Annotated in this window: 19 protein-coding genes; 10 read left to right on the top strand and 9 right to left on the bottom strand. The window is 56.5% G+C overall.

What is annotated here, in order from left to right:
• Window positions 1-42 precede the first annotated feature (42 nt).
• Both DB48_RS01320 and DB48_RS01315 read left to right on the top strand, forming a co-directional pair.
• Entirely contained in the window at window positions 43-1,008 is a 966-nt protein-coding gene (locus DB48_RS01320; RefSeq protein ID WP_041508522.1) for a deoxycytidine triphosphate deaminase, read from the top strand.
• Between the two features lie 210 nt (window positions 1,009-1,218).
• Window positions 1,219-2,163, top strand: coding sequence for a GGDEF domain-containing protein (locus DB48_RS01315; RefSeq protein WP_041508521.1), 945 nt, complete (start codon window positions 1,219-1,221; stop codon window positions 2,161-2,163).
• Between the two features lie 7 nt (window positions 2,164-2,170).
• On the opposite strand, the gene DB48_RS01310 is transcribed toward DB48_RS01315, so the two are convergent.
• Window positions 2,171-2,404 (bottom strand): hypothetical protein, encoded by a 234-nt coding sequence (locus DB48_RS01310; RefSeq protein ID WP_041508520.1) that lies wholly within the window; start codon window positions 2,402-2,404, stop codon window positions 2,171-2,173.
• 180 nt (window positions 2,405-2,584) lie between these two features.
• Here DB48_RS01310 and DB48_RS01305 point away from each other — a divergent pair, with 180 nt between their 5' ends.
• Window positions 2,585-2,998 carry an META domain-containing protein gene (locus DB48_RS01305; RefSeq protein ID WP_041508519.1) on the top strand — a complete coding sequence of 138 codons (414 nt, stop codon included), beginning with the start codon at window positions 2,585-2,587 and terminating at the stop codon, window positions 2,996-2,998.
• A gap of 79 nt (window positions 2,999-3,077) precedes the next feature.
• Here the strand turns inward: DB48_RS01305 and DB48_RS01300 are convergent, their stop codons facing one another.
• Window positions 3,078-4,376, bottom strand: coding sequence for a dicarboxylate/amino acid:cation symporter (locus DB48_RS01300; RefSeq protein ID WP_041508662.1), 1,299 nt, complete (start codon window positions 4,374-4,376; stop codon window positions 3,078-3,080).
• 152 nt (window positions 4,377-4,528) lie between these two features.
• A complete protein-coding gene (locus tag DB48_RS01295) occupies window positions 4,529-4,834 on the bottom strand; it encodes a DUF4234 domain-containing protein (protein WP_052813598.1) in 306 nt (101 codons plus the stop codon).
• Window positions 4,835-4,975: 141 nt separating this feature from the next.
• Here DB48_RS01295 and DB48_RS01290 point away from each other — a divergent pair, with 141 nt between their 5' ends.
• A complete protein-coding gene (locus tag DB48_RS01290) occupies window positions 4,976-5,419 on the top strand; it encodes a GNAT family N-acetyltransferase (RefSeq protein ID WP_041508518.1) in 444 nt (147 codons plus the stop codon).
• 109 nt (window positions 5,420-5,528) lie between these two features.
• Here DB48_RS01290 and DB48_RS01285 read toward each other — a convergent pair whose 3' ends face one another.
• Window positions 5,529-6,896, bottom strand: a complete 1,368-nt coding sequence (locus DB48_RS01285) for an L-serine ammonia-lyase (protein ID WP_041508517.1) — start codon at window positions 6,894-6,896, stop codon at window positions 5,529-5,531.
• Between the two features lie 56 nt (window positions 6,897-6,952).
• Window positions 6,953-8,224 (bottom strand): serine/threonine transporter, encoded by a 1,272-nt coding sequence (locus tag DB48_RS01280; protein WP_041508516.1) that lies wholly within the window; start codon window positions 8,222-8,224, stop codon window positions 6,953-6,955.
• Between the two features lie 443 nt (window positions 8,225-8,667).
• On the opposite strand from DB48_RS01280, the gene yjjX reads away from it, so the two are divergent.
• The 6 genes from yjjX to DB48_RS01250 all read left to right on the top strand — a co-directional run bounded on the left by yjjX (window position 8,668) and on the right by DB48_RS01250 (window position 14,357).
• A complete protein-coding gene (gene yjjX / locus DB48_RS01275) occupies window positions 8,668-9,240 on the top strand; it encodes an inosine/xanthosine triphosphatase (protein ID WP_041508515.1) in 573 nt (190 codons plus the stop codon).
• A 170-nt stretch (window positions 9,241-9,410) separates the two neighbouring features.
• Complete coding sequence (locus DB48_RS19785) at window positions 9,411-10,379, top strand: bifunctional helix-turn-helix transcriptional regulator/GNAT family N-acetyltransferase (RefSeq protein WP_082035559.1); 969 nt, start codon at window positions 9,411-9,413, stop codon at window positions 10,377-10,379.
• A 122-nt stretch (window positions 10,380-10,501) separates the two neighbouring features.
• Window positions 10,502-11,542, top strand: coding sequence for an NADP(H)-dependent aldo-keto reductase (locus DB48_RS01265; protein ID WP_041508514.1), 1,041 nt, complete (start codon window positions 10,502-10,504; stop codon window positions 11,540-11,542).
• 129 nt (window positions 11,543-11,671) lie between these two features.
• Window positions 11,672-12,883, top strand: coding sequence for a cysteine desulfurase (locus DB48_RS01260; protein WP_041508513.1), 1,212 nt, complete (start codon window positions 11,672-11,674; stop codon window positions 12,881-12,883).
• A 31-nt stretch (window positions 12,884-12,914) separates the two neighbouring features.
• Window positions 12,915-13,403, top strand: a complete 489-nt coding sequence (locus DB48_RS01255; protein ID WP_041508512.1) for a SufE family protein — start codon at window positions 12,915-12,917, stop codon at window positions 13,401-13,403.
• Between the two features lie 141 nt (window positions 13,404-13,544).
• Complete coding sequence (locus DB48_RS01250) at window positions 13,545-14,357, top strand: phosphatase PAP2 family protein (protein WP_235375310.1); 813 nt, start codon at window positions 13,545-13,547, stop codon at window positions 14,355-14,357.
• Between the two features lies 1 nt (window position 14,358).
• Here DB48_RS01250 and DB48_RS01245 read toward each other — a convergent pair whose 3' ends face one another.
• From DB48_RS01245 to DB48_RS01230, 4 genes are all read right to left on the bottom strand, one after another.
• Window positions 14,359-15,687 carry a diguanylate cyclase domain-containing protein gene (locus DB48_RS01245; protein ID WP_052813597.1) on the bottom strand — a complete coding sequence of 443 codons (1,329 nt, stop codon included), beginning with the start codon at window positions 15,685-15,687 and terminating at the stop codon, window positions 14,359-14,361.
• A gap of 274 nt (window positions 15,688-15,961) precedes the next feature.
• On the bottom strand, window positions 15,962-16,432 hold the full coding sequence (locus DB48_RS01240) for a DUF6691 family protein (protein WP_041508511.1): 471 nt from the start codon (window positions 16,430-16,432) through the stop codon (window positions 15,962-15,964).
• A 9-nt stretch (window positions 16,433-16,441) separates the two neighbouring features.
• On the bottom strand, window positions 16,442-16,876 hold the full coding sequence (locus DB48_RS01235; protein WP_041508510.1) for a YeeE/YedE family protein: 435 nt from the start codon (window positions 16,874-16,876) through the stop codon (window positions 16,442-16,444).
• A gap of 77 nt (window positions 16,877-16,953) precedes the next feature.
• Window positions 16,954-18,654: an FAD-dependent oxidoreductase gene (locus DB48_RS01230; RefSeq protein ID WP_041508509.1), complete on the bottom strand. Its 1,701-nt coding sequence runs from the start codon at window positions 18,652-18,654 to the stop codon at window positions 16,954-16,956.
• Window positions 18,655-18,826 lie beyond the last annotated feature (172 nt).

The raw sequence follows: 18,826 nt of genomic DNA, 5'->3' as shown, positions 1-18,826 counted from the left end.
CACACTTAACAAACTTGAAACACCAATAGGTTAGAGCCGATCATGCTGCCGGAAAACATTCATACGGGTGTGAGTATACTTGAAAACGATAACGCGCAAATCAACTTAGTCAGGTGGATGCATCAATGTGAGCTGATGAAACGCTATTTCGAGGCCGATGTCGCCTTCGTCGCCCAGCAGACGGATCTTGGCTTTGAAATCATCGTCAGCTCCATCAACGACACCCGCAAATTTCTCTCCGGCACCCTGTATAACGAAAAATTCGAGCTCTTCACCCGCCTGTCCAACAGTCAGCCCGAAGGGATCAACCTGGATCTGAGCCGAGAATCCAATGCCGAGCTGCCTAAGGATCTCGCCACCGCCAGCAGCTTGTTGTCCCGGCCAATTCTCTGGCCAGACGGCACCATTTTCGGTTGCCTCTGTGTGGTCAATCCCGGCAGCAGGGAAACCGCCAGCACTAACGCCTTCATGCTGGAACCCTTCCAAATCTTGCTGCAGCAAGATCTGGCGCTACTGTGTCAGAGTCAGCGTATCGAGTCGCTGTCGATGCGCGACCGTGACACAGGCATGTTGAATCACTACGGCTTTATCATGATGGCGCCCAGACAACTCAACCTGGGCAGACGCTTCGGTGCCCATGCAGGCATACTCTTCTTCGAGCTCTATCCCAATCCGCCTATGATAGATGAGATAGAGGACAAACATATCCGGCTACTGGGCAACATCATCCAGGACACCATACGCACCGCCGACATCGCCGCACACTACAGCCACAGCCAGTTCGTGGTGTTGGTCTTCGTCGATGCCGAGCGCGACCTTAGCCATATCAGCCGCAGGGTCGAAAAACTGCTGGCCCAGCAAAACGATCGCCTAAAGCTAGACTCGGGGCACTCCTTCTTCGCTCCCGATTCCTCGGCCAAGTTGGCGCCCATGCTGGAACAGGCCAAGCAGCAGCTCAAGTCCTATCATCAGAGCGAGGAGGCGGTGGAGACGGAGAGCAAGGGCTAATTTCGGCCGTTTCTGTTAGCAAACAGATACCTGCACAGCGGGGCAAAAGAGAAGAGAAAATAGATTTTGCTCGCAAAAATTGAAAATTTACATTCTCACAACATATGATTTTTGAGTATGATGTAAACACTTTGTGTCGTCAGTCTTTAGGCTGATCGACAGAGACTAGCGAGTTATGCAATTAAATAATAACAATAAGAGAGCACTACTATGCTATTAGAATGCGCCGATACCAGCCTCTGGCTCAGGGAAGCCGATCATCCCGCCATTACTCTGCCGCGTTGGCAGCAACAAGTTGATCTACTTAATGAATTTTATCAGGCTCAGGCCAGTGTGGTACTGCAAGGTATCGACGGCGAATATCAGGTCGTCTGTAGTCGCCAGCGCACGGATCTCAACCTTTATGCCGGCACCCAGTTTTATGATGCCAGCCTGACCCACGCTCTGAGCAAGCATACCGCCTACGGCCTGCTGGATCTCACCGAGAGCCAAGATCCCGAGAGTCATCTGGCCCGCTTCGACAGCCTACTGGCCCTGCCCCTCTACTGGTCAGACGGTCAGCCCTTCGGGGTGATGCTGATCTGTGACAGCCAGCGCAGCAAACATTTTCAGCGACTCCTGCCGCTTATGGAAAACGCCAAGGCCCTGATCCAGGCGGAGCTCAAGCATCTGTTCCTGATGCAGCAGATCCAGATGATGTCGGTACAAGACGACCTCACCTGCATGCTCAACCCCTATGGTTTCAACCTGATGGCGCCGAGACAACTCAGCCTCAGCCGTCGTTTCGGTTCCCATGCGGGTATCGTCCTGTTGCAAGATAATACCCAGTACAAGGGACAACTCGAGCAGAGTCATGGACTCAGACAGCTGGCGCGGGTGATACACCACAATATGCGAGATGCCGATGTCTCGGCCCGGATCGAGGATGGCCTGTTTGCCATCTTGGCCTTCGTCGATAGTCAGGCCAACCTCGAATCCCTCACCAAGCGTCTGCTCAAGCAGATCGCCAAGGAAGAGATCAAGGCAGAGATCAGCATAGGCGTGAGCTTCTTCACCCCTACCACACATCTGGCCATAGAACCTATGGTCGAGGCGGCGAGACAGAATCTACATGCCAACCAAAAGCTGACACAGCAGGGTGACGTAAAGGCTTAAGGCAAATTTAGCCTTGGTTATCTTGTTGTGTTTCCGCTTGAGTCTGATCCTGCGCCTTTGCCCATTGAATGAAGAGCACTATGGGGAAAGGCGACATCATCACCAGACCCAGACCTAGCAGGCTAGAGACCAGCAGTATCCCCTGCATCTGCTCAGTCCAAGAGGTCAGGCCATAGATCCCCAGGCCCACCATCACCATCGCGAGTCCCAGCCAGTGGGCCAGTTTTAATCCTGTCATCATCGCTTTATCTTTCCCATATCAGAAGAACTTGCCGTCGGCACAGCTTTTTGTCGGAACAGCAGGGCCGACAGTGGAAACAGCTTACCATGAACAAAATATCATGGAAAAACCCCGATTAAGGCTTTTTAATTAAGAGTAAGCTTGTCAAAATATCTGTCTCACAGAATTGGAAGTTTCCCCATGTTTAAGAAGTTTATTTTTATCGCCGGTACCTTACTCGGCTTATCTGCCTGCCAAAGTACATCTCTCATAGGCGGCGAGGATCTGGATATTTTAGGTAGCTGGCACATAGAGGTCGCCCAGGGTAAGGCCGCCATCGATTATAGCCCGGCTCAGCTGGTGTTTGCCGAAGATGGCGCACTCAGCGGCAATAACAGCTGCAACCAATTTTTCGGTAAGTATCAACTGGACGGCCAGGCGCTGACCCTCTCCCCAGCCGGTAGCACGATGAAAGCCTGTGTCGATGCCCTGATGCAGCAGGAGCATACCGTCATGCAGGCGATGTCTGAGGTGACCCAGGCCGAGTTGGCCAAGGGTAAGCTGCTGCTCAAAGACGCAGACGGTAAGACCCAGCTGGTACTCAGTAAGCAGTAATTGTCGAGATTACCTCCAAAAAAAAACCGCCTTTTAGGCGGTTTTTTTGTCTCTACAAGCTAGGCTTAGCTGTCCAAAATTAGCTATCAAGGCGCTCTGCCAGTATCTGGCTCTGCTCGGCGTTGGCGTTATAGTGCTCCAGGTCAAGCTCGTCCTCTGACTTGGCGATCACTGTGGTGGCCACCAGATCTCCCGACACGTTAACCACGGTGCGCGCCATATCCAGAATACGGTCGATACCCGCGATGATGGCCACCCCTTCCAGCGGCAGACCAACTGTCGTCAGTACCAGGGTCAACATCACCAGACCGGCACCAGGGACACCCGCGGTACCGATAGAGGCCAGGGTCGCGGTGAGAATGATGGTGATATAGTCGACCCAGGTGAGATCGATACCGAAGGCCTGGGCAACAAACAGGGCGGTAACCCCCTGATACAGGGCGGTGCCATCCATGTTGATAGTGGTGCCCAGGGGCAGGACGAAGCTGGAGATCTTCTTGTTGATCCCTAAAGACTCGCTGGCGCATTTCATGCTGGCAGGCAGAGTACCGGCACTGCTCGAGGTGGTATAGGCCACCGCCAATGCATTGCTGATCCCCTTGAAGAACTGCACCGGGTTAAGCTTGGCCACAAAGGTCAGCACCAGGCTGTAGAAGCCTATGATATGCAGGGCGCAGCCGATATAAACCGCCAGGATCACCTTGATGAGCGGCATCAACATGTCCATGCCATATTCGCCTGCCACCCAGGCCATCAGGCCAAATACCCCGTAAGGCGCAAGCTTCATCACCATATCGGTCAGCTTATACATGGCCTCGGCAAGGCTCTCGAACACCTTGATGGCGGGCTTACCGTGATCGCCAATCAACACCAGGGCGATACCCAGTGCCACGGCAAAGACGATCACCTGTAAAATCTGTCCACTGGCCAGCGCCGCGATGGGATTGGTGGGCACTATGTTAATCAGTGTCTCCATAATGGAGGGCACCTCTTTCACCGCACTGTGACTCTCCGCCGAGGTCATCGCCAGCCCGGCGCCGGGCTGCATGAAGTGCCCAACGGCCAGGCCGAGTGTGATGGCGATAGAGGTGGTCCCCAGATAGAAGGCGAAGGATTTAAAGCCGATTCGGCCCATCTTGGCCGTGTCTTGCATCGAAGTCACGCCGACAATCAGGGAACAGAACACCAAGGGGACGATCAACATCTTGATGGTGTTGACAAAAAGCGTACCTATCGGCTTGAGCAGTACCGCCTGCTCACCCAGGCCTAAACCGGTACAAATACCCAGGAGCATACCGATAAGGATTTGTAGCCACAGGGGCACAGACATCCAGCCAGACCAGGCACGGCCCAGCCAAGAAGAGGTTTGTTGACGCATCATTAATAACCTTGAATCGCGAGAGTGGTTTGGTCCTGCCGCCCTTATTCCTTCAGAGCAAGTTGCAATGCTGCAAGCGGCAGACGCAAATGGGAACGGGATAATATCAGAGAAACCTGCAGTAAGCTGTGATTCATATCAAGCGCGGCCCATCAGGCCTCGAAGTAAACTGATTCCTGCTTGGCGTCGACCCTAAAGGTATGTAGGGCGGCAGGGGGCTGCTCGCGCTCGATAAGGTGGCTCCAGTAGGCGTCGTCGAAGCCATGAAACAGGCGCTCCGCCTTGCCCTGGGATTTTAAGATCAGGTGCCACCAGACCAGCCCCCAGACGCCGAGGGTGGCCAGGGTCAGCAGGAAATGTAGCAGATGGTTCACCCTATCCAGCTCCTGACCACGAACCAAGCTATCACGCTGATTTTGATTGATTTTACTAGACTCTCTCTGCTCAGAATCACTCATCTTCTCACCCCATAGACACTTCGCAGCCCCATCTTCAAAGCATAGCAGAGTTAGACTTTAGTCTAAGAGCCAATCGAAAAAATTCTGCCCCGACTCAGCAGAGAAGCATGCTAGAGTATGGCCAAATTTAAGGAGGCGATAATGCAAATAAGAAAAGGCCAACAATCAGATCTCGGCGCATTGGTACAGTTTAACCAGGCCATGGCCAACGAAACCGAGGGGCTCAGCCTAGATCAACAGATCCTCACCCAGGGTGTACAGACACTACTCGAAAACCCTGCCCGCGGCTTCTATCTGGTGGCCGAGGAGGCTGGCGAGATCTTGGGCTCACTCATGGTCACCTTCGAGTGGAGCGACTGGCGCGCCAAAGACTATTACTGGATCCAGAGCGTCTATATCCGCCCAGAGAATCGTCGTCAGGGGATCTACGCCAAACTGTATCAGTCGGTGAAGCAGATTGCCGAGAAGGCTGGCGGCGCCGCCAGCTTCAGACTCTATGTCGAGCAAGAGAATCACAAGGCGCAAAAGACCTATGAGGCCCTCGGCATGAAGCAGAGCTACTACCTGATGTATGAGGAAAAGTAGCGGCTAAGCAAATACCTCACTCAATAAAAAACGCCCCTGAGGGCGTTTTTTTATGGCTCATTTACAGAGATGATGCGCAAGGCTTAAGCAAAAGGCTCATACACAAGCCTTATGCACAGATGCTAGTGACCTTGATCGCCAGGCCGCCCTGGCTGGTCTCGCGGTATTTCACATGCATATCCTTGCCGGTCTCATACATGGTGGCGATCACCTTGTCCAGGCTGACTCTGGGCTCGCTGTTACGGCGTAGCGCCATGCGCGCCGAGTTAATCGCCTTCACCGAGGCGATGGCATTGCGCTCGATACAGGGCACCTGTACCTGACCCGCAACGGGATCGCAGGTCAGCCCTAGGTTGTGCTCCATGCCGATCTCGGCGGCGATACAGACCTGGGCCGGATTACCGCCCATCAGCTCCGCCAAGCCGGCGGCCGCCATAGAGCAGGCAACCCCCACCTCACCCTGACAACCCACCTCGGCGCCAGAGATAGAGGCGTTACGCTTATACAGGCCACCAATTGCCGCGGCGGCGAGGAAGTAGCGGCTGTATTCCTTGGGGCCGACAGGCTGAATGAACTTGTCGAAATAGGCCAGCACGGCCGGGATAATCCCCGCCGCGCCATTGGTGGGCGAGGTCACCACACGGCCACCGGCGGCATTTTCTTCACTCACCGCCAGGGCAAACATGTTGATCCAGTCGACGATCATCATAGGATCCGCCGACAGGCGCTCACCCGTGGCCAGCTGGCGATACAGCGCCGGCGCCCTGCGCGGTACCCTTAACGGGCCGGCCAAGACTCCTTCGGTCTGACAACCGCGTTCGATCGCCTCCTTCATGGTGTGCCACACCGCCTCGAACCCCTCGGCAATGTGGGCCTCGCTATGGAGCGAGCGCTCGTTGGCCATCATGATGGCGCTGATGCTCATGCCCGTCTCCTGGCACAAATCCAGCAGCTCGGTGGCATTGGCAAAGGGATATGGCAAGACCACTTCGTTGGCCGCCGTCATCCCAAAATGCTCCTCGTCGACGATGAAACCGCCGCCGATAGAGTAATAGGTCTTCTTGTAGACGCACTGGGAACCGATGTAGGCGCTCAGGGTCATGCCATTTTCATGCAGCGCCAGCGCCTCGCGATGAAACACCACGGCCTCGGGCGGAAAGTCGACCCCGTGGGCCTCGCTGCCCAGCGGCAGACAGGAGGTCAAGGCCACCTGGCGAATAAACTCGGGCGTCAGGTCGATATCCACCGACTCAGGACTGTTACCCGCCAGCCCCATGATGATGGCGCTATCCGTGTGGTGGCCCTTGCCGGTGAGCGACAGGGAGCCATAGATATCCACCTTGACGCTGGTGATATTCAGCAGTTCTCCACGCTGACGCAGGTCGTCAACAAATCCTTTGGCGGCCTTCATCGGCCCGACAGTGTGCGAGCTGGAGGGACCCACACCTATCTTAAAAATATCAAATGCGCTAACCATAAATACTTCCACAGAGATTCGCCCGACGGTCTACTGCCGGGCGCAACATGAGTCGATTAAGAGAGCATGCCGAAGAGGATGGCCGTCATCGCCAGCAAGCCTGCCAGGATCACGAAGATGTTACTGATGCGACCACGGTAGGCCTTCAGTGCAGGCACCTTATAGACGGCATACATAGGCATGAGGTAGAGGATGGCGGCAATAATAGGACCGCCCAGGGCCTCAATCATCCCCAGGATGCTCGGGTTAATCACGGCAACGCCCCAGATGGTCAGGAACATGAAGCCGAGAATAAACTTATCGACCTTGGCATCAGACACCACTTTGTTGCTGCTGCGCAGCTGCTTGGTGATGATCCCCCTCAGACCCTCGGTGGCACCCAGATAGTGACCGAAGAAAGAGGAAACGATGGCGATCACCGCGATGATAGGGCCGAAGTAGCTCACGAAACCGCTGGCGTGTACGTTGGCCAGGTAAGAGAGGATCGGCAGGTTCTGCGCCTTGGCCTCCGCCAGCTGCGCCGGACTGAGTGACAACACGCAAGAGAAGACGAACAGCATCACGAAGCCCACCAACATCATGCTGGTGTTACGCAGGATCACATCGGCCTTCTTGGCGGCATGGCTACCGTGTTGCTTCTTCAGCGAGACCGAGAACTGCGAGATGGCCGGCGAATGGTTGAAGGCAAACACCAATACCGGAATGGTTAGCCAGACGGTACCTAAGAACTCACCGGCGGCAGGCACTTCCATCAGGGCGTCCATCTTCCAGCTTGGGATCAGGTAGAGCGACATGAAGGCCAGAATCCCCACCAGCGGATACACCAGCAGCTGAGTCACCTTGAGCATAAACTTCTCGCCAGACACCATCACAGACATCATGCCCAGCACTAAGATACCGGCCAACAGGAAGCGTGGCGGCGATGCCATTCCCAGCTGGTTAACGATGAAACTGTCTACCGTGTTGGTGATCCCCACGCCATAGATGAGCACTATGGGGTAGATGGCGAAGAAGTAGAGTAAGGTGATCGCCTTACCGGCGCCGACACCGAAATACTCCTCGACCACATGGGTGATGTCGCTGCCCTGACGCTGAGAGGAGCAGACGAAACGGGACAGGCCCCTGTGAGCCAGATAGGTCATTGGGCCTATGATGACGGCCATCAACACCAGTGGCCAGAAGCCGCCCATGCCCGCATTGATGGGCAGAAACAGGATCCCGGCGCCCACTGCGGTGCCGAAAAGACTCAACATCCAGGTTGTATCGCTGCGAGTCCAACCTTGGCGCTGCGTGAGATTAACATCAGAGATTGTCGCTTCGTTTTGCATAAAATAACCTTATCGATGCTATAGCATCTGAGTGGTCCGACGCCCCGCCATACCGCGCTTTTGCGCCCGGCGAGCACGACTAAAATTCGGGCACAGCATATAGCAGCCGGGTCGCCAGAAATTGATCTGACACCCTTTTTTGTAATGAATTTTCAGAATGAATCGGCTTTGTGAGCCAAATCGAAATTATTACGTTATAAATTTTCATAACGGCAATCTCGCGCTAACCAAAGCGAACCAGAACATCACATCCGCGTTACCCTTTTTCACATCTGTTAAACTAAGGTCATTCAGGCCCAGCCCAGCGCCAGCGGCTTTCGTCGCCACGGGCTGGCATTAACGGGTTAAGGAATTCGCCGCACGCCCAACCTCCGCCGCCATGCATCCCGAGGCGCTTTATGGCAAAATGGCGCCCTGTCGATTCATTCACTTTTGGAATACCCATGCCCAGCGCTCTCAGCCAACAAGCTATCCTTCGCATCACGGTCGGCTCGACCAACCCCGTCAAGATAGGCGCCGCCCGCAATGCCCTCTCCCTGCTGTTTCCCGAAGCCGAGATCCTCTGCCAGGGCATACACGCTCCCTCGGGGGTTGCCGCCCAGCCGATGACGGATACTGAGACCCGCGAGGGCGCCATCAACCGCGCCCGCTACTGCGAGCAACAAGGTACGAAGGATGAGGCATTGGCGGCCGATCTTTATGTTGCCATGGAGGGCGGGGTCGACCTGTTCGATCACGGCGCGGCCACCTACGCCTACATGGCGATCATCCATAGGGGACAACTCAGCATAGGTCGCAGCGCCCAGCTCCCCCTGCCTGCAAGGGTGTACGATGCCCTGGTGGCCGGTGAAGAGCTTGGCGATGTGATGGACAGGCTGTTCAACACGGTCAACATCAAACAGAAGGGGGGGGCTATCGGTCTCTTTACCCAGGGTAAGGCCAGCCGTGAGAGCGTCTATACCCAGGCGATAGTGCTGGCGATGGCTCCGCTATTAAACCCGGCGATCTTCGCCTGATCATCCCTCAGGTGGCGCCACAAGTCTTAATCCAGGTAGGGTGAAACGAGGCAGGTTAGCACCAAGCCGAACCTGCCCAGATGATTACATTAGCAAAAGCTTGCATTTCTCTTTTTAGGGATCTAAGTTAGATGTATATCGCAACTATATAGCTCACTCGGATCCTAACCATGTCACCATCTTGCCCTTCGATAAACGAAGAAGCCTGTCTCCCTCAGGCTGTCGAACTGCCCCAGACCTGCTCTTCGCTGCGCAGCCTGTCGAGGCAATTGGTGAGGCAACTGGGCATGCTCAACTCCGCCTGTGGCGATCAGCCACTGTCGCCGGTGCAGGCCCACGCCTTGATCGAACTCGGCACTCAGGAGCTGTCGATAAAGCAGCTGGCCCTGGCCCTGAATATCGACAAGTCCAATGCCAGCCGCGCCGTGAGCCAACTCTGCGACAAGGGCTTTGCCAAGAGTCGCAACAACCCCAGAGACAGCCGCAGTTCCCTGTGTCAGCTCACTCCCCAGGGCAAGCGTCAGCTCAACCGCCTGAACGAACAACAGAACAAGATGTACCAGGAGATCCTGGCTCAGCTGTCACCTGAGCAGATAACCCAGCTGGAAACCAGCCTGGGCCAATACACCCGCGCCATAGATCTGGCCAACGCCCAGCAGTGCTATGAGATCCGCAGCCTCACCCAGGAAGACAACCCCCATATCGCCAGGGTGATCCGCAATGTCTCCGCCGAATATGGCCTGACCCCAGACAAGGGCTATAGCGTCGCCGACCCTACCCTGGACGATCTCTACGGCGTCTACCAGGGCGAAAAGGCCCACTACTGGGTGGTCGACTACAAGGGCTTAGTGCTGGGCGGTGTCGGTATCGCGCCACTGCCGGGACACGCTGATGTCTGCGAACTGCAGAAGATGTATTTCGACCCCAAGCTCAGGGGTAAGGGCTTTGCCAAACGCATGGCACTACAGGCATTCGAGTTTGCCCGCGCTCAGGGCTTTAGCCAATGCTATCTGGAGACCACTGCCTGCTTAAGCGAGGCGATCAATCTCTATGAGAAGCTCGGCTTCGAGCACCTCGATGCCCCCCTTGGCAACACGGGCCACGATGCCTGTGAAATCCCCATGCTGCTTAAACTTTAGCCGCAAAAATTACAAACAAATCATCAAGATAATTTTTGAGTTAGGGAGAGATAAATTAGCTAGTGTTTCAGATTAAAGCTTGCTAGCCTCAGAGGTAATCCTCGCGCATTCTGGAGATTTGAATGGACTACACAAGACTCCCCCATTCCAGCTTAGACGTCAGTAAAATTTGCCTGGGCACCATGACCTGGGGTGAACAGAATACTCAGGCCGAGGCCTTCGAGCAGCTCGATTACGCCATCGGACAGGGCATCAACTTTATCGATACCGCCGAGATGTATCCCGTGCCGCCTAAGGCCGAGACCCAGGGCGAGACAGAGCGCATCCTGGGCAACTACCTCAAGGCCAGGGGCAAGCGTGACGATCTCATTATTGCCACTAAGGTCGCGGCCCCAGGTGGCAAGAGCGACTATATCCGTCAGAACATGGCGCTGGACTGGCGCAACATCCATCAGGCGGTTAACGACTCCCTGGAGCGATTACAGATAGAGACCATAGATCTCTATCAACTGCACTGGCCGGATCGCAACACCAACTTCTTCGGCGAACTCTTCTACCAAGAGCAAGATGACGAAAAGCTCACCCCCATAGTGGAGACGCTCGAAGCCCTGGCGGATCTGATCAAGGCGGGAAAGATCCGCTACATAGGCGTCTCCAACGAGACCCCATGGGGATTGATGAAGTACCTGCAACTGGCCGAGAAGCACGGCCTGCCGCGCATCATCAGCGTGCAGAATCCCTACAACCTGCTTAACCGCAGCTTCGAGGTGGGCATGGCCGAGATAGCTCACAGGGAAGAACTGCCGCTGCTGGCCTACTCGCCACTGGCATTTGGCGCCCTGAGCGGCAAATACTTAGACGGTCAATGGCCCGAGGGTGCCAGACTCACCCTGTTCAAGCGCTTCGCCCGCTACACAGGCTCGCAGATGGCCCTGGATGCCACCCAGGCCTATGTAGAGCTGGCGCGGGAGTTCAACCTGAGCCCGGCGCAGATGGCATTGGCCTTCGTCAACGGCCGCCGTTTCGTGGGCAGCAACATCATAGGGGCGACTAACCTCTACCAGCTGAAAGAGAATATCGACAGCGCGGCCGTCAGCCTGAGTGACGAGCTGCAGGGCAGAATCGACGAGCTGGCAGACATCTATCGTATCCCCTGCCCCTAAGACCTGATGTTAAGGCCTGAAATTAAAGCCCAGATTGGCCCAAAAGGCTAAATGCAACTTGCATTAGGCGCTGAGATCTCCCAAGATCTGAGCGCCTTTTTTGTTTGAACCACCCAACGGACCCAATCGATGGAATTTAGCCAGCTGCGCAGTCAGTTTCCCGCCCTCACCCAGTCACTCGGCGACTACCCGCTGGTGTATCTGGACACGGCCGCGACCAGTCAGAAGCCCCAGGGGGTGATCGACGCCATGAGTCGCTACTATCAGGCGGACAATGCCAACGTGCACCGCGCAGCCCATCAGCTGTCTGCCCGTGCCACCGGCCAATATGAGGCGGTGCGCGACAAGGTGAAGGCTTTCATTAAGGCAGACCGCCGGGAAGAGATCATCTTTACCCACGGCACCACAGAGGGGATCAACCTGGTGGCACTCGGGTTGGCTGGCCAGCTAAACGCAGGAGATCTCATCCTGCTCGACAGCGCGGCCCACCATGCCAATATCGTCCCCTGGCAGATGCTGGCCAAACAAACCGGCGCCGAGATAGTGCCCATTCCGCTCACCGACGAGGCGCGCCTCGACCAAGACGCCTACCGACAGCTGCTTGCCCGTAAGCCGAGTGTCGTCGCCCTGTGCCATGTCTCCAACGTGCTGGGCACGGTCAATCCCGTTAAGGAGATGATCAGCCAGGCCAAGGCGGTCGGCGCACTCACGCTCATCGACGGTGCCCAGGCGATTGCCCATCTCGAGGTAGATGTGCAGGCCATCGACTGCGACTTTTATCTGTTCTCCGGCCACAAGATGTATGGCCCCACGGGCGTTGGCATCCTCTATGGCCGCTTCGAGCAACTCGACCGGCTCGAGCCCCTGCTGACCGGCGGCGAGATGATTAAGCAGGTGAGCTTCGAAGCCACAGAATTTAATATCCTGCCCAATCGTCTCGAGGCCGGCACCCCGCCCATTGCCGAGGTCATAGGCCTGGGCGCCGCCATCGATTTCATCCAGTCACTGCCGCGCGAGGCCGTCAGGGCGCACGAACAGGCTCTGCTCAAACGGCTGCAGGCCGAGCTCAAGCAACTTGGGGGGATCACCCTCTATGGTGCCCACGGCGACAATGTCGGCGCCGTGGCCTTTAACCTTAGCGGCGAGCATCATCAGGATGTGGGGATCTTATTGGATCAGCAGGGAATCGCCGTGCGCTGTGGCCATCACTGTGCCATGCCACTGATGCAGGCCCTGGGCCTTTCAGGCTGCTGCCGCGCCTCTCTCGGCGTGTATAGCACGGATGAAGATATCAATCGCTTCATCCAGGCGCTAGAATCGGTAAAAGACCTCTTGCTCTAACGAGCCACAGTATTAATTGAACGAGTTCCAAATGAGTGACAGTCAGGTAAGTAAAAGCCAGTTAAATGAAAGCCAGCTAAGCCCATCCACAGAGGCCTTTACCGGCCTGACACTGGATCCCCAGGAGATACTGCCAAGCTTCACCCAGGCCGCCAACTGGCAGGAGCGCTACCGCGCCCTCATGCTCTTGGGTAAACGCCTGCCGCCACTGGCTGAGGCGCTAAGGCAGGAATCGGCTCAGGTCAGGGGCTGCGAGAGCAATGCCTGGCTCTATCACAGAGAGATAGAGGGTAAACACTACTACCTGGCCGACAGCGATGCCCGCATCGTCAAGGGGCTAATAGCCCTGCTGCTCACAGCAGTACAGGGGCAAGACAGGCAGACCATAGCCGCGCTCGATCTCAATGCCTATTTCGATCAGCTAGGGCTCAGCGGCCAGCTGAGTCCATCGCGCACCAACGGCGTATTGGCACTGGCCGAGGCGATCAAGGCCGCCGCCGTGGAATCGAGCAAGCGCTAAGGTCTATACTCGGTTCAAAACCGGCTGCGTCCAAGCGGCCGGGCAATCCACATAATATTCACGCTCCCCTCCCTAGACTGTTTCCCTAACCGCTATTTTTATCTTTGCACCTGAGCTTAGGTGCCGATGGGACACTTTGCTATGTCGATTGCCAAACCGGTGACAGAGCCGATGACAGAGCCGATGACAGAGCCGATGACTGAGTCGATTAGCCTGCCAGTAGACACGCCAACCTCACCCGCCTTCTGGCGTCATCACCTCATGCTACCCGCCATCTGCTTCCTGCTGGCGGTCAGCCTCATCGAGCTATTCCACCTGGATATCGCCCTGGGGCAATGGCTGTTTCGCCTCGAAGGTGGCGTCGACGGCTGGCCGCTACGCAATGCCTGGCTTACCGAGAAGCTAATCCATGTCGGCGGGCGCAACTTTGTGATCTTACTGGGGGTGATAGTGCTTAGCCTGTTGGGGCTAAGCTATAAGAAACCGGCACTGAAGGCCTATCGCAGGGGCCTGGCCTTCCTCTTCATGAGCGTGCTGACTAGCGTACTCTTGGTGAGACTCGGCAAGTCCTTGGTACACCTGGACTGTCCCTGGCACCTGAAAATCTTCGGCGGTATCGCCGATTATTTCTCGCTATTCTCGGGTCAGTTTGATGCCGACTCGCCGGGTCAATGTTTTCCCGCCGGTCACTCCAGCGGCGGCTACGCCTGGGTGGCACTCTATTTCTTCGCCCTGGCCTATGGCCCAAGGTTTCGTTGGATTGGCTTAGGCTTTGGCCTGCTGCTGGGGCTCACCTTCGGCATCGCCCAACAGCTCAGGGGCGCTCACTTCATCTCACACGATGTGTGGACGCTCACCATCTCCTGGTTCTCGGCGCTCGCCTGGTATTACGCCCTCTTCCTGCGCCGTCGGCAGGCGTTATCGGTCAGCCCGGCACTGCAGACGGCCAGCTAGCTCAATGGACCAGACGATGGCCGAGATCGGCTCTATGATCCGGCCCCAGATGATATTGGTTATCGCCCCGCCCCTTGGCGATATACATGGCCTGATCGGCCACATGTAACAAGGCATCCATATGCTTGGCATGATCCGGATAGATGGCAAAGCCGATGCTGGCCTGTATGCCCCTGCCAGTCTGGCTCACCGGCTCGCCGAAGCATTCAAACAACGCCTTAGCCAGGCGCGCGACCACTTCATCCAGCTCAGCGTCAGTCGGCCATTGGGGCAGTAGCATCACAAACTCATCGCCGCCGATGCGAGCCACCAAATCCTTTGGCCCCTGAAGGCTCTGCAACCTGGTCGCCGCCGTCATCAGCACCCTGTCTCCCACCTGATGCCCCAGAGTATCGTTGATCTGCTTAAACTGATTGAGATCGATGAAGATCAGTCCCAGACGACCATCTCGCGCCGCCGCCTCGCCAATCGCCTCACTCAGGCGAACCTCAAGCTGCAGCCGGTTGGGCAGTCCGGTTAAAGGGTCCTGGTGGGCCATCTGCTCCAGCTTATGATGCAAGGCCTTCTCCTGGGTGATATCACGCACCACACCCACCATCTTCACCACTTGTCCCTCGCTATCCTTCACCAGGTTGCCCGTCTCGCGCATCCAGTGCACAGAGCCGTCGGGCCAGACGATGCGATACTCCTCGTCATGATTCTCCCCCGTGGCGATGCAGCGCGCCTCACCCGCCTTGACCTTGTCGCGATCCTCGGGATGCACACGTGAATAGAAGAACTCATAGCTGGGCGTCACCTCGCCTAGCTTATAGCCGAAGATGCCGTAGATGGCATCGGACCAATAGAGGGTGTCTGTACCTACCTGCCAGTCCCAGGTGCCTATCTTGGCGAAATACTGGCTGTGGTGATAGCGGGCGATATCCTGGCGAATGTCCTGTTCCAGGTCGTGATGACGCACCAACAGGAGCAGCCCCTTGGGCTCACGAGCCAGGCGGGTAAAGCTTAAGATCTCTTGGCCCAGATTCATGCTGGTGCCAAGCTGACGGTCGGCAAACACTTGCAACTGCTCGCCGCTGGAATCCTTGAGCCAGAGGCTGAGCGGTTGGCCCTTGATATCGCTGCCCTCGCCCTTCATCAAGGTGGCGGCGCGAGGGTTATGGGCCAAGATCCTGGCGCTGTCATCGATAAGAATGAGTCCATCGTCGACTGAGCTTGCCAAGGCGGCAAAGTCGACAGCGCGGCGGCGCAGAAGATTAAGGGTCGCCAAAGCCGCTAAGGCGATGGCCAGAAGAAGGATGAGGGCTAACAGTGGCTGCGGTATCTCTGACATGGCACCGACCAGACTCAGACCGGCGCCAACAGCCGAAGGGCTAACGCCACTAATATAACCAGCGCCACTAATACCACTAACGCCTCTAACGCCTCTAACGCCTCTAACGCCACTAAGAACGAGAAAGAGAACGCAGACCTATCCCTAAACAGCAAGCAGTGCATAGCAGGCTCCAGCAGACTAGATGGCCAACCTTGGCCTTATCAATTATCTACCTATAAGCTAAGCATCAAAGCGTGAGGCTGCCAAGCACTTTTATATAAAAATAAGCCGCTTAGATCTGGATTGGGCCAGACTCCCTACGTGCGATCGTTCTCTTAATCAGCCTACCCAGGTAAACCCCCAGCACCATGGCGGCCATGAACGCCAGCGCCATGGGATCTAGGCTGGCCAGGTTAACCACCGCGGGGCCAGGGCAGATGCCTAACATGCCCCAGCCCAGGCCAAACAAGGCGGCGCCCAGCACTAGCTGCCCATCGATACGGGTGTTGCCAGGCAGATGGTATTGACTGTCCAGCACCGGGCCTTGCTTACGCGCGGCTCTGGGTTTGACCCACAAGAGATAGACGGGCAGATAGATGCTCAAGGCGCTGCCCATCACCAGCATCAGGCTCGGGTCCCACTCACCGCTGACCACACGACTGATATCTAAGAAACCAAGCACCTTTGCAGGATCGGCAAGCCCAGAGAGCAGCAGACCGGCACCAAACAGCAACCCGGACAGTAACGCCATTAAATTACGCATAGCCCCCTCCTAACTCAGTAGCACGGCGGCGATGACGCCCACCAGCATAAAGAGTAACGATGCCGCGATGGAGCGCGGCGACAGGCGTCCCATGCCGCAGATGCAATGACCACTGGTACAGCCATTACCCAGAGAACTGCCCAGGCCCACCAGCAGCCCCGCCAGCAAGAGGGTCGGCAAGGCGATTCCCCTGGCACTAATCACCACAGGTTCGATAGCCAGCCACGCCTCCAAGGGGGCGGCCAGCAGCAGACCGCTCAGCACCATTCCGGCAAGAAAATAGACCTGCCAGCCTATGGCCGAGCCCGTCGATTCACTGCGCCACAAGGCGCCGGATATGATGCCACTGACACCCGCGATACGGCCATTGACGACCATGAGAAGGCTTGCCGCCAAGCCAATTAACAGACCACCGCACAGGGCGATAGCGAATGATGAAAACATCGAGTACCTCTTTCATCTGTCGCACAAGGAAGGGACGGGGCAAGGTGCCCCGGCCTGAGAACTTTAAAGACTGAAGCTTACACGCGGGCAAACATATAGGTGCGATAGCCGCCGACCAGGTTGCGTGCCCGGTAGCCGTTGTTGACCAGCTGACGATAGGCCACGTTGCCCCTTAGCCCCACCTGACAGAAGATGATGATCTCCTTGTCTTTAGGCAGCTCATGCATGCGATCACGCAGCTCATCCACCGGAATGTTGAGAGCGCCTTCCAGGCCACCATTTTTCAGCTCGCCCGGATTACGCACATCCAGCAGCAGCTGATCCTGATTAAGATCATCTATCTGATCGAAGTGGATCGGAGTCGCGTCGCCCTTGATGATGTTGCTGGCCACGAAGGCCGCCTGATTGATCACATCCTTGGCGCTACCGTATGGGGGCGCGTAGCTAAGCTCCAGGTGCTGCAGCTGCTCGACCGTCATGCCGGCGCGCTGGGCCACCGCCATCACGTCGATCCGCTTGTCGATACCATCCTTACCCACCGCCTGGGCACCTAAGATAGTGCCCTTGACGGGATCGAACAGCAGCTTGAAGGAGACCACCTCGGCGCCGGGATAGTAGCTGGCATGGCTGGCGGTGTGTACGTACACCTTCTCATAGTCGATGCCCGCCTGCTTGAGCTGCTTCTCGTTCTTACCCGTGGCGGCAACAGCCAGATCGAATACCTTGCAGATCGCCGTGCCCTGGGTGCCCTGATAGTGTTCCTGTCGACCAAACATGTTATCGGCCGCCATGCGCCCCTGGCGATTCGCCGGACCAGCAAGTGGCACCAGACAGGCCTGGCCGGTCACGAAGTCTTGCTCTTCGACGGCGTCCCCTACCGCATAGATGGCGGGGTCACTGGTCTGCATCATGGCGTTTACTTTGATGCCACCGAGCTCACCGATGGCCAGACCTGCGTCGCGCGCCAGCTGAGTCTCGGGGCGCACGCCAATGGCCATGATCAACAGATCCGTATCTAAGGTTTGGCCGTCGCTCAGGGTCAGGCTGAGGTGACCCTTGATGTGTTGATGGCTGGTCTCTTCACCGGCGGCCTCGCTGGCCAGATGGGTCTGCGGTTGATACTCAACGGCCGATAGTGCCGTACCCAGGCGCAGATCCACGCCCTGCTCACGGATCGCCTGATGGGCAAAGCCCGCCATCTCACGATCCACCGGGGTCATCACCTGATCGGCGAGCTCCAGCAGCGTGGTCTTGATGCCCAGATGATGTAAGGATTCCATCATCTCAAGGCCGATAAAGCCGCCGCCGACGACGGTGGCATGCTCGACATTGTTCATCTGGATCGTCTGCAGAATCCTATCCATGTCGGGAATGTTACGCAGGGAATGGGTCAGAGGATTATCGACACCAGGAATAGGCGGCACTATGGGCGCCGCACCTGGGCTTAACAGCAGGGCGTCATAACTTTCCCGATATTCGCTGCCATCACTCAAGCGTCTTACGGTCGCCTGCTTGGCGACGCGGTCGATAGCCACGACCTCATGCTGGACACGCACATCCACATTGAATCTGGCCTTGAAACTCTCTGGGGTCTGCAATACCAGGGCGCTGCGCTGGGCTATTTCACCACTGATATGATAGGGCAGGCCGCAGTTGGCAAAGGAGACATACTCGCCACGCTCAAACATAATGATTTCAGCGGTTTCGCTGAGTCTGCGCGCCCTTGCCGCCGCCGAGGCGCCACCGGCGACGCCACCTATGATCAGTATCTTCTTCATCTCAATGCTTCTCCTACTGCACTAAACAGACCTTGGCCGTGAGTGTATTACATTCACCATTACATGCAAATTCCTTTTATTAGAAAAATCTAAGCGAATAGTGAAAACAGTGATCTCGGTGGCATAGTGAGCATAGTAAGATTAAATCTTGACCACCTTTGCTTGGGGGATA

It is taken from the genome of Shewanella sp. cp20, from assembly GCF_000832025.1.
GTDB lineage: Bacteria > Pseudomonadota > Gammaproteobacteria > Enterobacterales > Shewanellaceae > Shewanella.
This window is presented reverse-complemented; position numbering and strand designations above follow the sequence as displayed.